The organism is Rhodanobacter sp. T12-5, from assembly GCF_008329435.1.
GTDB lineage: Bacteria > Pseudomonadota > Gammaproteobacteria > Xanthomonadales > Rhodanobacteraceae > Rhodanobacter.
Genome location: NZ_NPKN01000002.1, coordinates 1 through 13,788 on the forward strand (window position 1 = coordinate 1; position 13,788 = coordinate 13,788).

Genomic DNA, 13,788 nt, shown 5'->3' on the forward strand with positions numbered 1-13,788 from the left:
CGAAGCACTTGTGCGACGATGGTCGAGCACGCGCTTGAGCGAGCTGATCAGTCAGCTGCGACACCCCAGTCCACAGCTACTGGATCAGCTGGGGGTTCCGACATGAAAAACGTGGGGAAACCTCAGATTCTGACCCCTGTTTTTGCTCTACCTGGTTTAATTAGCCACGTCCCCTTTAAATCGCACGGGGGACGTTGAACACAGCGTCACGCACGAAGTCATTCAACTTCCTTCATCCCGGTTTCCTCCTGACGCTTCATCGATGTGATTTACTGAAGCGTCATTTTTAGCGAGGGATAAAAAACTGTGATCGGATTGTCCACTGAGTCAGGATCCTCAATCGCTCTCCGAACCTGACTACTAATCTCCGCTCTATGGGTTTCCATTTTTGGAACCAGCGTGTAAATATCGGTTGTATCAATACGAACAGTCCGCATCTGATTTACATCAAATGGCAGTCTCTCGAGAGTTCTAGCTATCTGTACAACCGGCAGACGAGCCGCGTGGCGTATTGCGAGTTCGTAAAACACATTGGGGTTGTGGAAAGATAAGTCTGCGATCACAAGACGCGACTGAAGGATGTAGTCAATAATCTGCCGCGTGATCGTTCCTGGTTTGTCTATAGCGTCCGCCCGTACAAGCCGCAAGCCGAAGGGTTCTAATGCGGGTTCGACAATTGCACTTACGAACAAATCGGAGTGCTTCCGTTGCTCGCTCCCTTCCTCACCGATTGCAGTTATGTAGAAGCATGTTGTATCAAACTCGGCCCGGGCCGCGGTGACAAGAGAGCCTCCTTCATACTGCTTCGACTCCGCGGCTGGCTTATTCAAATTTGGATTCGACCCAGGCGGAAGCATGCCTTTCAGCGAGTCTAAATAATGTTCAATCGTAACGATCCGCTCTGCCCCTGACAGGGTCTGTAAAAGGCCTACGAATCGGAGGTTCAACACAAAGGTATCAACAGCCTCTTCTGCAAGCTCCTCAGGAATGGAGGCATCCTTTACTGCATCCACGAGTGAAGCCCTTGGTGGCAACTTGTTTCCCAAGAATTTTTTATAAAGCGCATTGAAGGCATCCACACCTTCGATTGCTAGCGCTATACGAGCACGGGCTCTTTCTCGCTCTGGAATTTCCTCGTCGACTGCTTTCGCTCCATTTGCCGTTAACTTAAGAAACTCAGCTTTGTAGCTTCCTTCGGTAAGGCCATACTTACCAGTATTTGTAATTAGTTGCCTACTCGCACTGCTCTCCGGCGACTTCTGTAAATGGTCGAACAAAGTTACGCGTCTAACCTGCTGACCACTGCCAAATTCCATTATGGACTTAGCAAATTCAAGGGCATCTTCAAACGCACATGCTGGAAATGGACGCTGTGTGCGTGTCCGCCTCTGTTCCACAGCTGCATCTACGCGATCTGCATGGGACTGAGAACCGCCATTTTCATCGGACTGTCCTTTTTCTTCCTTGTCAATTGATCTACGAGCCATGTCGTCCCCCTGGAAAACGTCGTGAGATGCTGCTTATTTAAGCTGCGCGGATAAGCGAAAACAATTCATTCGCAACGATTCATATCAAACCATCGGCAACCTCAACCCCGACTCCTTCGCACACTCCACCGCAACCTCATACCCCGCATCCGCATGCCGCATCACGCCGGTCCCCGGATCGTTCCACAGTACCCGCGCAATCCGCTTGTCCGCCGCTTCGGTGCCGTCGCACACGATCACGATGCCCGAATGCTGCGAATACCCCATCCCCACCCCACCCCCATGATGCAACGACACCCATGTCGCCCCACCAGCCACATTCAACATCGCATTGAGCAACGGCCAGTCGGACACCGCATCGCTGCCATCCTTCATCGCCTCGGTCTCCCGGTTCGGTGACGCGACCGACCCGGAATCTAGGTGGTCGCGCCCGATCACCACCGGCGCCTTCAACTCCCCATTGCGCACCATCTCGTTGAACGCGAGGCCAAGCTTGTCGCGCAACCCCAGCCCCACCCAGCAGATGCGCGCCGGCAAGCCCTGGAAGCTGATCCGCTCCTTCGCCATGTCCAGCCAGTTGTGCAGGTGGGCGTCGTCGGGGATCAGCTCCTTCACTTTCTGGTCGGTCTTGTAGATGTCTTCCGGATCGCCGGACAGCGCCACCCAGCGGAACGGCCCGATCCCACGACAGAACAACGGCCGCACATAGGCAGGCACGAAGCCCGGAAACGCGAATGCGTTTTCGCAGCCGACGTCTTTCGCCATCTGGCGGATGTTGTTGCCGTAGTCGAAGGTGGGGATGCCTTGCGCGTGGAACGCGAGCATCGCTTCGACGTGGGTGCGCATGGAGTGCTTGGCGGCGTCGCGGGTGCCTTCGGGATCGCTCTTGCGGCGCTCGAACCACTGCTCCACGGTCCAGCCCTGCGGCAGGTAGCCGTTGACCGGGTCGTGCGCGCTGGTCTGGTCGGTGACCGCGTCGGGGCGCACGCCGCGCTTGACCAGCTCCGGCAGAATGTCGGCGGCGTTGCCGAGCAGCGCGATGGATTTCGCTGCGCCGGCCTTGGTGTAATTCTCGATGCGCGCCAGCGCGTCGTCGAGGTTGCTGGCCTGCTCGTCGACGTAGCGGGTCTTCAGGCGGAAGTCGATGCGGCTCTGCTGGCATTCGATGTTGAGGCTGCACATGCCGGCCAGCGAGGCGGCCAGCGGCTGCGCGGCCCCCATGCCGCCGAGGCCGGCGGTGAGCAGCCACTTCCCTTTGAGGTTGCCGCCGTAGTGCTGGCGGCCCATCTCGACGAAGGTTTCGTACGTGCCCTGGATGATGCCCTGCGAGCCGATGTAGATCCACGAGCCGGCGGTCATCTGGCCGTACATCATCAAGCCCTTTTTATCCAACTCGTTGAAGTGCTCCCAGGTGGCCCAGTGCGGCACCAGGTTGGAGTTGGCGATGAGCACGCGCGGCGCGTCGGCATGGGTGCGGAACACGCCGACCGGCTTGCCGGACTGCACCAGCAGCGTCTCGTCGTCATTCAATTCGCGCAGCGACTTGAGGATGGCGTCGAAGCACTCCCAGTTGCGCGCGGCGCGGCCGATGCCGCCGTACACCACCAGCTCGGCAGGGTTCTCCGCCACCTCGGGGTCGAGGTTGTTCTGCAGCATGCGGAACGGCGCCTCGCTGAGCCAGCTCTTGCAGGAAAGCTCGGTGCCGCGCGGCGCGCGGATGGTGCGGGTGGTGTCGATGCGGGTGGGTGCGGTCATGGTGACAAGGCTCGGCTGGTAATGACTTCCCGGAGTATAACGCCGGGGTAGCGGGCATCCGGTCGGGTCTGCCCGTGCCACGAAGGCGGCGTGTAACCGCTCGCCGCGACCGGGCGAAGGATCTGCATCGGCGGGAAATCCGGCGTCACGATCGGTGCCAAAGCCGGCGTGCATCTCCAGGAGTCGCAGCATGCAAGAAGAACTTTCCGTACCCGCACGGCGCAAAGGCAACGCGGGGTCGTGGGCGCTGATCGGCGCCGTGGTGGCGGTCACCGTGGCCGCGTTCGGCTATGTCGGCGGCTGGCTGGCGCCGCACCGGCTCACACCCGAGAAGCTCATCGACCAGTTCCAGCACAATGCCGGCACGTTCGCGGGCTACCGGCGCAACCACGCCAAGGGCGTGTGCGTGGCGGGGTATTTCGACAGCAATGGCCAGGCGCTGGCGTACTCCACCGCGCAGGTGTTTGCGCCCGGGCGCACGCCGGTGGTGGGGCGCTTTGCGATCCCAGGCAGCAACCCGTATGCGCCGGACGGCAGCGTACCGATCCGCAGCATGGCGCTGCGCTTCGCCCAGCCGAACGGCCAGCAGTGGCGCACCGGCATGAACAGCATGCCGGTGTTTCCGGTCGCCACGCCGCAGGCGTTCTATGCGCAATTGCAGGCGCAGCAGCCAGACCCGGCGACCGGCAAGCCGGACCCGGCGAAGGTGGCTGCGTTCTTCGCGGCGCATCCGGAGACGGCGGCGTTCCGCGCGTGGGCGAAGACGGCCAGACCGTCGGCCAGCTTCGCGACGGAAAGCTACGAGAGCCTCAACGCGTTCGTGTTCGTCGACGCGTACGGCAAACGCCAGCCGGTGCGCTGGCGCATGCTGCCGCAGGCCACCGATGGCGGCGGCGGCGCGGGCAAGGCCGGCGACGTGGACTATCTGGCGGCGGACCTGGCCGCACGCCTGGCGCACGGGCCGCTGCGCTGGCAGTTGCAGATCACGCTGGCGAATCCAGGCGACCCGACCAACGACGCGACCAAGACCTGGCCGAGCGACCGACGCACGATCGACGCCGGCACGCTGGTGATCGACGCGACCACGCCACAACAAAACGGTGAATGCCGCGACATCAACTACGACCCGCTGGTGCTGCCCGCCGGCATCGTCGCTTCCGACGATCCCTTGCTGCCGGCGCGGTCGGCCGCCTATGCCGACTCCTACCTGCGCCGCACCAGCGAGGAAGCGCACCTGCCCGGCACCGCCGCGGCGCACACGGAGAAGCAGCCATGACGCCCGCCACCGGCACCTTCACCCTGCCCGCCCGCGTGCTGCACTGGCTGATGGCCCTCCTGATCGTGGCGATGCTGTTCATCGGCGTCGGCATGGTGGAGTCGGTATCGGAGCGGCACGAGTGGCTGCTGGCCATCCACAAGCCGCTGGGCATCGCGATCCTGCTGCTGGCGATCGTGCGGTTGGCGGTGCGCCTGCGCCATCCGCCACCGCCGCTGCCGGCGGATCTGCCCGCGCTGCAGAAGCTGGCAGCGCTGGCGTCGCACTGGCTGCTGTACTTCCTGATGCTGGCGATGCCGCTGATCGGCTGGGCGATGCTGTCGGCCGGCGGCTATCCGGTGATGCTCGGCACGTCGCTGCGGCTGCCGCCGATCTTTCCGACCAGCGCCGTCGCGTTCGCCGTGCTGCGCCATCTGCACGAATGGTTCGCGATGCTGCTGTTCCTGACGTTCCTCGCCCACATGGGCGCGGCGCTGTACCACGGTTTGATCCGCCGCGATGGGGTGTTGTCGAGCATGGTCGGGCGGCGGTCGACCTGAAGACGGCGATGGTCGGCGATGGCCGATTGACCGGGATTTGACAGCGGCACAGACTGTTGGCGGGAAGCCGGGCGTGACCGTCATCAGTCACTACGGGAGGCTGTCATGAATAGTCCAGGCTTGAAGCGGTTCACCATTGTCGCCAGCATGCTCGTCGCCGTGACCGCCGTGCAGGCGGCGGGCACCAAGGTGCCGAGCGACGCACACATGATCGCGAGCGCGATGAAGGCGGCACCGGCGCGCGTGGCGAAGGATGCGACGATCGTCGCAATGGGTGCAGACGGAAAGATGCGCACGCTGCGCAAGGGCAGCAACGCGTTCACCTGCATGCCGGACAACACGGCGACACCCGGGCCGGATCCGATGTGCATGGACCAGAACGCGCTGGCGTGGGCGAGCGCGCTGATGGCGCACGAGCATCCACCGGCCGGCAAGCTCGGCTTGATGTACATGCTGGCCGGCGGCACGGATGCGAGCAACACGGATCCTTACGCGCAGAAACCGGCCAGCGGCAATCACTGGATCAAGACCGGGCCGCATCTGATGATCGTCGGCGCGGACCCGGCGTTCTACGACAGCTACCCGAAGAGCCCGGACCCCGACACCGCCGTGCCGTACGTGATGTGGGCCGGCACGCCGTACGAGCACCTGATGGCGCCGATCAAGTGAGGCGCCGACGCGGAGGAGCTGCCAAGCTGGCGTGGATCGATCACGCGAACTGATGCCCCGGACCGGTTGTCGGCGGCGCCGCCGACCGGTCCGTTCGGCGTGCGGCATTGATGTCCGAAAACGGCGAGTCAGCCAGGCCGGGCGATGCTAGCCTGCTGCCATGACCGAATTGCCCGCCCTGCCCGATCCGCACATCTGCGAACAGGCCCGACTCAGCCGCGACGCGCGCTTCGACGGGTTGTTCTTCACCGCCGTCAGCAGCACCGGCATCTACTGCCGCCCGGTGTGCCCGGCGCCGTCGCCGAAGCGCGAGAACATCCGCTATTACGCGAATGCGGCGGCAGCGGAAGCGGCCGGATTCCGGCCGTGCCTGCGCTGCCGGCCGGAGCTCGCGCCCGGCAATGAACAGTGGCAGCGCGGCGATCACGTGGTCGCGCGCGCGTTGAAACTGATCGAGGCCGGCGCACTGGCGGAGCAGTCGCTGGACGAACTCGCGACGCGCGTCGGCATCGGCGCGCGGCAGTTGCGCCGGTTGTTCGTCGAACGCATCGGCGCGCCGCCGATCAGCGTGCACACGACGCGCCGCCTGCTGTTCGCGAAGCAGTTGCTGACGGAAACCGCGTTGCCGGTCACCGAAGTCGCGCTCGCATCCGGCTTTCGCAGCCTGCGCCGTTTCAATGCGGCGTTTGCGCAGGCGAACCGGATCGCGCCGCGCGAACTGCGCCGACATCCGCGGGCCGCAGCCGGTGCGGCGCTGGTACTGCGGCTTGGCTATCGGCCGCCGTATGCGTTCGAGGCATTGCTCGCGTTTTTGCGTACGCGCGCATTGCCCGGCGTGGAGTCGGTCGACGAGCACAGTTACGCGCGCGTGTTCGGCCCGGCCGATGCGCCCGGCTGGTTGCGCCTGAGTGCTTGGCCAGGCGGCGAGCAAGCACTGCAGCTGCAGTTGCATTGCCCGCAACCGGCGAGACTGCTCGGCGTGGTGACGACGCTGCGGCGGATGTTCGACCTGGACGCGAACCCGCAGGCGATCGCGGACACGTTCCGGCACGATGCGATCCTCGGCCCGCTGCTGGCGCGTCGTCCCGGCCTGCGCCTGCCCGGCGGCTGGGACGGCTTCGAGATCGCGGTGCGCGCGATCCTCGGCCAGCAGATCAGCGTGGCCGCGGCGCGCACGCTGGCAACCCGCATCGTGCAGCGCTGGGGCGAAGCGTTGCCGAGTGCCCCGATGCCGGGGCTGGAACGCCTGTTCCCGACGCCGGCCGCGCTCGCACGCGCGGACTTGCGCGAGATCGGCCTGACCACGACCCGCGCGACAACGATCAGCGGGATGGCGCAGGCGCTGCTGGATGGTCGCGTGACGTTTCGCGCGGAGCAATCGCTGGATGCGTTCGTGGCGAGCTGGATCGCACTGCCCGGCATCGGCGAATGGACTGCGCATTACATCGCGATGCGCACGCTCGGCGATCCGGATGCGTTTCCGGCGGCGGACCTGATCCTGCGCCGCGAGGCGACGACGGATGCCGTGCCGCTCAGCACGAAGGCGCTGACCGCGCGCGCACAGGCATGGCGGCCGTGGCGCGCCTACGCGGTGATCCATTTGTGGCGTGCGGCGTCGGATGCGCTGCCGCTCCCGCGCGGTCGGAAACAGGAGAAAATCGCATGACCGACGACACGACTCACTTCGGCACGATCCACTACGACGAGATGGACAGCCCGGTCGGCACGCTGCGTCTGGTCGCGGACGGCCACGGCCTGCGCGGAATCTGGTTCGAGCGCGAGCGCCATCCGAAGAAGGCCGACCCGACCTGGGTCCGCGCTACCGACCCGCTCGCGTCCGCACCTCTGGCGGCGGCACGCGTGCAGCTGGAGGAATATTTCGCCGGCATGCGCCAGCACTTCGACCTGCCGCTGCATCCGGTCGGCACACCGTTCCAGTTGCAGGTATGGCACGAGCTGGGGCGGATTCCGTACGGCGTCACGATCAGCTACGGCGAACTGGCGCGACGCATCGAGAAGCCGCTGGCGGTTCGTGCGGTCGGCGCCGCGAATGGCCGCAACCCGCTGCCGATCGTGCTGCCGTGCCATCGGGTGATCGGTGCAGACGGCAGCCTCACCGGTTTCGGCGGCGGCCTGCCGACGAAACGCTACCTGCTGACCATGGAAGATCGCATCGCCCGCGGCGACCTGTTCGGCTGATTCGAAACGTGCAGGAGCCGCGGTGCCAGCGGACCGGATCAGCCGCCGCTGCCGGCCTCCGCGGGACGGCCTTGCGGTATGACGCGCGGCAACGTGGAAGCATCGCGCTGCCGATCGAGCAAGTCCTGCTGGTTCGCGCGATCGCGCTGCCGTTGCGCACGATCGGCCTGATCGAGTTGCTGCTGGCTGCGCGTGTCGCGCGTGGTGGGCCGCTTCGCGTTGTCGGTGACGCCCTGGTGCAGTTGCTGTTGCAGCTGGCTCTTTTGCAACTGGTCGCGCACCTGCTGCTGTTGCACGGTCTGCTGGAACTGCACGGCCGGCGGCGGCGCGATCACCACCGGTACCGGCGGCTGCCGGGTGGACTGCCACGCAAAGGCGTTGCCGAACGGCAGCAGCGCGACGGCGATGCCAAGCAGCCATCGGTGCATCGCGAGCGAGTGCCGGAGAGAACATGAAATAGTCATGGCCATGCGCGATCATGTCTGGACAGTTACAGCCATCGTAAGAGTCCATCCATGAAAATAGTGTTCCGCCTGCTGCTGGACGCGTGGGTCGTTTTGTGCGTCGGTTGCGCAGCACAGCGCGCGACGCCCGCCACTGCAGAGGCCAGCGCACGCACGCCGCTGCTGCTGGTATCGATCGATGCCTACCGTTACGACTACATCGAGCGCGGCTTCAGCCCGACGCTGGCGATGCTGGCCAGACACGGCGTGCAAGCCGCCTCGATGCAGCCGTCGTTCCCGTCGCTGACGTTTCCGAACCACTACACGATCGTCACCGGCCTGCGCCCGAACCACCATGGCATCGTCAACAACACGATGTTCGATCCGCGGCTGGGCAAATTTTCACTGGGCAACCGCAAGGCGGTCAGCGATGGCCGCTGGTGGGACGAGGGCACGCCGATCTGGGAAACCGCCGACCAGCATGGGCTGCGTACCGCGACGATGTTCTGGCCCGGCTCCGAGGCCGACATCCACGGCCATCACCCGGACTACTGGAAGCCGTACGACGGCAGCGTGAGCGTCGACCAGCGCGTCGACCAGATACTGGCATGGCTGGATCTTCCTGCCGGCCAGCGACCGACCTTCCTCACCCTGTATTTCGATGCGGTCGATCACGCCGGACATACCTATGGCCCCGACACGCCGCAAGTGGACGCCGCGTTGCGCGAAACCGACGCGGCGTTGGCGCGGCTGGTGCGCGGACTCAGGCACCGCAGGCTGTTCGACCGGATCAACATGATCGTGCTGGCCGATCACGGCATGGCCGGCGCGCTGCTGCAAAACAGCGTGATGATCGACCGGCTGGTTCCGCTCGATCGACTGCAGACCGTCAGCCTGGGCGTCCTCGCCGGCTTCAATCCGAAGGACGCCAGCACACGGGCACATCGGGATTTTGCCGCGATCGAACACACGCTGGAGCAGCCGCAGTCGCACATGCGCTGCTGGGACAAGACGCGGGTGCCGGCGCGATTCCACTACGGCAGCAACCCCCGGATACCGCAACTGCTGTGCCTGGCCGATGTCGGCTGGCGCATCACCACCACCGCCCATGTCGACAGCCACAAGGGAAAGATCAGTCTCGGCCAACACGGCTACGACAATGCCGATCCGTCGATGCAGGCACTGTTCGTCGCACACGGCCCGGCCTTCCGCGTCGGCGCCAAGGTCCCGGCATTCCCGAACGTGGACGTCTATCCGCTGATGACCCACCTGCTCGGCATTCCCGCCGCCGCGAACGATGGCGACTACGACGCGGTGGAGGGCATGCTGAAACCGGGCGCGCGGTGAGATTCGCGGGGAACGGGGAACGGGGAACGGGGAACGGGGAACATCGAGTTTGCTGTCGTGGGCTGTTACTGCGCCTCATGAAGACACAGGGACATGGATTCAGATCCGGAGTCTCGATGCTCATCCCCCGTTCCCCGTTCCCCGTTCCCCGTTCCCCGCTCCACCTACGGCATCGCACCTTTGCTCATCGGCGTCGGCGGTGTCGCCACGTTGACCAGGGGCGGCAACTTGAACAGGCGCAACGCGATCAGCAGGCCGGCCAGCACCAGTGCACCGACGAACAGCGCCACGCCGGTCCAGCCGTGCGAGGCGTAGAACAATCCGCCGCTGGCACCGGCGATGCTCGATCCCATGTAGTAGCAGAACAGGTACACCGACGAGGCCTGCGCCTTGGCCGCGCCGGCGCGGCGCCCGACCCAGCTGCTGACGATGGAGTGGCCGCCGAAGAAGCCGAACGTCACCGCCACAATGCCGAGCATGACCGACAGCAGAGGTTGCGTCATCGTCAGCGCCACGCCGACCAGCATCAGCGCGAACGCCGTCCACAGCACCTTGCGCCGCCCCAGCTTGCCGGCCAGATGGCCCATCCACGCCGAGCTGAACGTGCCGACCAGATAGATGCCGAAGATCAGGCCGACCACCGTCTGGCTGAGGTCGTACGGCGGCGCCAGCAGGCGGTAGCCGATGTAGTTGTAGACGGTGACGAATGCGCCGAGCAGCAGGAAGCCCTCGACGAACAGCCACGGCAGGCCGCGGTCGCGGAACATGCCGTTGAAGCGCCCCAGCACGGTTCGCCAACGCAACGGCTGCGCCACGAAATGTCGTGACGCGGGCAGTGCGCGCCAGAAGATCAGCGCGGCCAGCACGCCGATCACGCCAACCACCGCCACGCCGATGCGCCAGCCGAAGAAATCGGTCATCACGCCGGTGATCAAGCGCCCGCCCATGCCGCCAACCGCGCTGCCGCTGATGTACAGGCCCATGCCGAGGCCGATCGACTCGACGTGCATTTCCTCGCCGAGGTACGTCATCGCCACCGCCGGCAACCCGCTCAGGGTCAGCCCCAGCAGCGCGCGTACCAGCAGCAGCGCGGTCCAGTCCGGCATCACCGCGGTCACCAGCACCAGCACGGCCGACGACAGCAGCGACACCACCATCACCGACTTGCGCCCCCACGCATCCGACAGCGCGCCGGCGAACAACATCGCGAACGCCAGCACGCCGGTGGTCAGCGACAGCGACATCGCCGCCCCCGCCTCGCTCACGCCGTAGTCGTGGCTGAACTCCGGCATCAGCGGCTGCACGCAATACAACAAGCCGAACGTGGCGAAGCCGGCCGCAAACAGCGCCAGGTTGGTACGCCGGAACGCGGGTGTACCGTGGTGAATCGCAGGCAGGGGTTCGGCCGTCATCGCATGCTCCGTTCAAGCGCCGGGGCAGCGTATATCAGTGGGAGCCCGCTCCGACACGGCGGGCGAAGAACGCCACGATCAAGCCGAACACGAACATCGCCAGCAGGTTCTCGGCCAGCGACAGCGCGGTGAAGTGCGGCTTCCCCGCCGCCGAGCGCGGCACGACCACGTACTCCATCACCACGAACACCACCGCGCCATACAGCACGCCGGCAGCGATCCACCGCCGCGTCAGCCACGACATCCTGCGCGCAGCCAGCACGAAGATCGCGGCAATCAGCAACGACATCGCCCACTGCAGCCCCAGCCCCAGCCACGCGACCGGCATGCCACCCTGGAACGCCTCGCGACCCAGCAGGCCGCTGGCGATCGCACGCAGGATGATCAGCGGATTGATCCGGTTGATCAGCGCGGCGGCAAGAACGTCGAGCGAGCCGGCGACAAAGCCGCCGTAAAGGACGGCACGCCATGGCGTGGTACGGACAGTTGTGGGCATGGGCTTCTCTGCAGGTCATTCGGAACGCTCCGGGATACGCCGCTTCATCCGCGCCTGCACGTGCCAGCAGTCATGCACTTTCAGGCGCTGCGGTCGCCGCGCAGCGCGCGCACTTCCTCGTCATGCCCCGCCGCACCGCGCCCGCTGAACCAGCCGAACAGCGCGATGCCGACGACGATGGCCAGCGCACCGAACAGCGCGTAGCCATGCGGCCATGCCTCGCCGAGAAACAGCACGCCGAGCAGCGTGGCGAACAGCAGCTCCGCCGCCTGCATCGCCTCGACCGCGGCCAGCGCGGCCGGCTCGCTGCGCACCATGTCGGTGGCGCGGAAGAACAGGATGGTGGCGATGGTGCCCGAGGACAGCGCCACGCCGCCGGCCAGCAGCGCCTCGCGCCACGTCGGCGGACCGACCGTGAACCACGCGACCGCCGCGAACAGCAGCCACAGCGGCCAGCTGCACAGCGTCATGCCGAACACGCGCTGCACGGCGTTGAGCCGGCTGCCGCAGTGTTCGAGGTGCAGCAGCACCTTGCGGTTGCCCAGCGGATAGGCAAATGCGGACAGCACCACCGCGCCGATCGCGAGCCAGTCGCCGGCATGCAGCCGGCCCTGCGCATGACCCCATTGCAGCGCGAACACGCCGGCCACGATCAGCGCGCCGAGCGCCAGCGTGCGCCAGGCCAGCCGGCGCCGCCCGTCGCGATAGATCAGCGGCGCCAGCAGCGGCCCGGCCAGCACGGTGGTCTGGAAACTGCCGGCGATCAGCCACGACGGCCCGCTGCTGGCCGCCCAGGTCAGGGGAATGCCGAACAACACGAAACCCACGCCGCTCCACAGCAGCCACGGCCGCGCATGCCGGCGCAGCTCGCCCGGCAATTCGCCGAACCCGCCCTGCAGCGGCAGCACCAGCGCGAGCATCGGCAAGGTCAGCAGGTAACGCAGGATCACCGCCCACGCCCAATGCCCGCCACCGGCGACGAGGCTGCGGTTGAGCACGTAGGTGAGCGTGAAGAACAGCGCCGAGCACAACGCCAGTCCAACCGCGGCAAGAGCGTTCGAGCGCATCGCGACCCATCGGCGAAAGAGCCGAGTGTGGCAAATCACTCCACGCTTGCGTACCACCCGACGGCACCCCTGTTGGTGTGGCCACAGTGGCGCGATACCGGCTAGCAGCCGGCCAGCGCAGCAGCACCGGCGGCGGCGACCCGCGCGTCCTGGCCGAAGCTGCGCGCGTTCATCGACTTCCTGCGCGAGCGGTTGGAACCGTCAGCCTGAGGGCGATCAGCGATAGCGCCAATGACCCTCGACCCAGACATGCCGCGGGCCCCAGTAGGCCGGCACCCATACGCGCGCACGTTCGACCTGCACCGGCGTCACCACGCGCACGTGACGGACCGGGCGTGGCGCCGCCACGATGCAACCGGAAAGTAAGATGCTGCCGACCAGCGACAGTGGGGCGATGGCGAGACGGGACGTGATGCGATGCATGGGACACTCCTTGCCGTGGATGTGTCTCCGCAAACGCGTTCCCGCGGGTGGCGATGACGCGAACACCAGCCGATGACGGCTGGCGTTCAGCTCGATCACCGTGGTCTGGACCGGGTACCGCTCAGTTCCAGCGCCCGTTGCTGCCACCCAGGCTGTAGCGACCGGCGCCGAGCAGCATGATCGCCAGCGCGGTGCCGAAGAACATGCCCTGCAGCTCCAGCGCCCAGCCGCCGGTATCGGCCAGCGTGGCGAACTGGCCCAGGTGCACCAGCCCGATCGCCACCAGCATGTTGATCACGATGATCAGCGCGCCCACCCGCGTCCAGTAACCGAGCAGCAACAGGAGCGGCGCCAGCACCTCGCCCACGTACACCCCGTAGGCCAGGAACGACGGCAGGCCGGCCCCGGTCACCACGCCGATGACGTAGCCCGGCCCGTGGATCAGCTTGGACACGCCATGGAACAGGATCAACACACCCAGCACGACACGAAGCACCAGCTTGCCCAGATCGTTGGAACCTTGCATGGAACTCTCCCCTTGGTCGTTTCGGAAATCCGTCGTCGACGGCGCGCAACGCGGGTACAGGCTAAACCGATTGCCCGGCCGCCGCATCGGTCGATGCCTTGACGGCTGCGCCTGCTGCTGCCGCGTCGCCAGCGCGGCGAATGCCAGCG

14 protein-coding genes are annotated in these 13,788 nt (G+C 65.8%); 6 read left to right on the forward strand and 8 right to left on the reverse strand.

All coding sequences use genetic code 11. The features are described 5' to 3' along the window. Positions 1-269 precede the first annotated feature (269 nt). Both CIW53_RS04055 and hutU read right to left on the reverse strand, forming a co-directional pair. On the reverse strand, positions 270-1,487 hold the full coding sequence (locus CIW53_RS04055) for a hypothetical protein (RefSeq protein ID WP_197736618.1): 1,218 nt from the start codon (positions 1,485-1,487) through the stop codon (positions 270-272). Positions 1,488-1,571: 84 nt separating this feature from the next. Beyond that, entirely contained in the window at positions 1,572-3,242 is a 1,671-nt protein-coding gene (gene hutU, locus CIW53_RS04060) for a urocanate hydratase (protein ID WP_149363445.1), read from the reverse strand. A gap of 190 nt (positions 3,243-3,432) precedes the next feature. On the opposite strand from hutU, the gene CIW53_RS04065 reads away from it, so the two are divergent. From CIW53_RS04065 to CIW53_RS04085, 5 genes are all read left to right on the forward strand, one after another. Continuing rightward, the gene (locus tag CIW53_RS04065; protein ID WP_149363446.1) at positions 3,433-4,518 is read left to right on the forward strand and encodes a catalase family peroxidase; all 1,086 of its coding nucleotides are present in this window, start codon (positions 3,433-3,435) and stop codon (positions 4,516-4,518) included. Further along, positions 4,515-5,057 (forward strand): cytochrome b, encoded by a 543-nt coding sequence (locus tag CIW53_RS04070; RefSeq protein WP_149363447.1) that lies wholly within the window; start codon positions 4,515-4,517, stop codon positions 5,055-5,057. Before CIW53_RS04065 ends, CIW53_RS04070 begins: the two co-directional genes overlap by 4 nt. A 105-nt stretch (positions 5,058-5,162) precedes the next feature. Continuing rightward, positions 5,163-5,726 carry a hypothetical protein gene (locus tag CIW53_RS04075; RefSeq protein ID WP_149363448.1) on the forward strand — a complete coding sequence of 188 codons (564 nt, stop codon included), beginning with the start codon at positions 5,163-5,165 and terminating at the stop codon, positions 5,724-5,726. Between the two features lie 160 nt (positions 5,727-5,886). Beyond that, positions 5,887-7,392, forward strand: a complete 1,506-nt coding sequence (locus CIW53_RS04080; protein WP_149363449.1) for an AlkA N-terminal domain-containing protein — start codon at positions 5,887-5,889, stop codon at positions 7,390-7,392. Next, complete coding sequence (locus tag CIW53_RS04085; RefSeq protein ID WP_149363450.1) at positions 7,389-7,925, forward strand: methylated-DNA--[protein]-cysteine S-methyltransferase; 537 nt, start codon at positions 7,389-7,391, stop codon at positions 7,923-7,925. The genes CIW53_RS04080 and CIW53_RS04085 overlap by 4 nt, the downstream gene beginning before the upstream one ends. Positions 7,926-7,963: 38 nt before the next feature. Here CIW53_RS04085 and CIW53_RS04090 read toward each other — a convergent pair whose 3' ends face one another. Then, positions 7,964-8,353: a hypothetical protein gene (locus CIW53_RS04090; protein WP_242451766.1), complete on the reverse strand. Its 390-nt coding sequence runs from the start codon at positions 8,351-8,353 to the stop codon at positions 7,964-7,966. 87 nt (positions 8,354-8,440) lie between these two features. Between CIW53_RS04090 and CIW53_RS04095 the strand changes: the two genes are divergently transcribed. After that, complete coding sequence (locus CIW53_RS04095; protein WP_149363452.1) at positions 8,441-9,715, forward strand: ectonucleotide pyrophosphatase/phosphodiesterase; 1,275 nt, start codon at positions 8,441-8,443, stop codon at positions 9,713-9,715. 164 nt (positions 9,716-9,879) lie between these two features. Here CIW53_RS04095 and CIW53_RS04100 read toward each other — a convergent pair whose 3' ends face one another. From CIW53_RS04100 to CIW53_RS04120, 5 genes are all read right to left on the reverse strand, one after another. Next, positions 9,880-11,127, reverse strand: coding sequence for an MFS transporter (locus tag CIW53_RS04100; RefSeq protein WP_149363453.1), 1,248 nt, complete (start codon positions 11,125-11,127; stop codon positions 9,880-9,882). Between the two features lie 34 nt (positions 11,128-11,161). Then, positions 11,162-11,623 (reverse strand): hypothetical protein, encoded by a 462-nt coding sequence (locus tag CIW53_RS04105; RefSeq protein WP_149363454.1) that lies wholly within the window; start codon positions 11,621-11,623, stop codon positions 11,162-11,164. A gap of 80 nt (positions 11,624-11,703) precedes the next feature. Next, positions 11,704-12,690: a multidrug resistance efflux transporter family protein gene (locus CIW53_RS04110; protein ID WP_149363455.1), complete on the reverse strand. Its 987-nt coding sequence runs from the start codon at positions 12,688-12,690 to the stop codon at positions 11,704-11,706. Positions 12,691-12,906: 216 nt separating this feature from the next. Beyond that, entirely contained in the window at positions 12,907-13,113 is a 207-nt protein-coding gene (locus CIW53_RS04115; protein WP_149363456.1) for a YXWGXW repeat-containing protein, read from the reverse strand. A gap of 121 nt (positions 13,114-13,234) precedes the next feature. After that, positions 13,235-13,639 carry a DoxX family protein gene (locus tag CIW53_RS04120; protein ID WP_149363457.1) on the reverse strand — a complete coding sequence of 135 codons (405 nt, stop codon included), beginning with the start codon at positions 13,637-13,639 and terminating at the stop codon, positions 13,235-13,237. Positions 13,640-13,788: the final 149 nt, after the last annotated feature.

Excerpts from the sequence above, each read along its gene's own strand:
- CIW53_RS04055 (WP_197736618.1), bottom strand. The coding sequence starts at position 1,487 with ATGGCTCGTAGATCAATTGACAAGGAAGAAAAAGGACAGTCCGATGAA.
- hutU (WP_149363445.1), bottom strand. The coding sequence starts at position 3,242 with ATGACCGCACCCACCCGCATCGACACCACCCGCACCATCCGCGCGCCG.
- CIW53_RS04065 (WP_149363446.1), top strand. The coding sequence starts at position 3,433 with ATGCAAGAAGAACTTTCCGTACCCGCACGGCGCAAAGGCAACGCGGGG.
- CIW53_RS04070 (WP_149363447.1), top strand. The coding sequence starts at position 4,515 with ATGACGCCCGCCACCGGCACCTTCACCCTGCCCGCCCGCGTGCTGCAC.
- CIW53_RS04075 (WP_149363448.1), top strand. The coding sequence starts at position 5,163 with ATGAATAGTCCAGGCTTGAAGCGGTTCACCATTGTCGCCAGCATGCTC.
- CIW53_RS04080 (WP_149363449.1), top strand. The coding sequence starts at position 5,887 with ATGACCGAATTGCCCGCCCTGCCCGATCCGCACATCTGCGAACAGGCC.
- CIW53_RS04085 (WP_149363450.1), top strand. The coding sequence starts at position 7,389 with ATGACCGACGACACGACTCACTTCGGCACGATCCACTACGACGAGATG.
- CIW53_RS04090 (WP_242451766.1), bottom strand. The coding sequence starts at position 8,353 with ATGCACCGATGGCTGCTTGGCATCGCCGTCGCGCTGCTGCCGTTCGGC.
- CIW53_RS04095 (WP_149363452.1), top strand. The coding sequence starts at position 8,441 with ATGAAAATAGTGTTCCGCCTGCTGCTGGACGCGTGGGTCGTTTTGTGC.
- CIW53_RS04100 (WP_149363453.1), bottom strand. The coding sequence starts at position 11,127 with ATGACGGCCGAACCCCTGCCTGCGATTCACCACGGTACACCCGCGTTC.
- CIW53_RS04105 (WP_149363454.1), bottom strand. The coding sequence starts at position 11,623 with ATGCCCACAACTGTCCGTACCACGCCATGGCGTGCCGTCCTTTACGGC.
- CIW53_RS04110 (WP_149363455.1), bottom strand. The coding sequence starts at position 12,690 with ATGCGCTCGAACGCTCTTGCCGCGGTTGGACTGGCGTTGTGCTCGGCG.
- CIW53_RS04115 (WP_149363456.1), bottom strand. The coding sequence starts at position 13,113 with ATGCATCGCATCACGTCCCGTCTCGCCATCGCCCCACTGTCGCTGGTC.
- CIW53_RS04120 (WP_149363457.1), bottom strand. The coding sequence starts at position 13,639 with ATGCAAGGTTCCAACGATCTGGGCAAGCTGGTGCTTCGTGTCGTGCTG.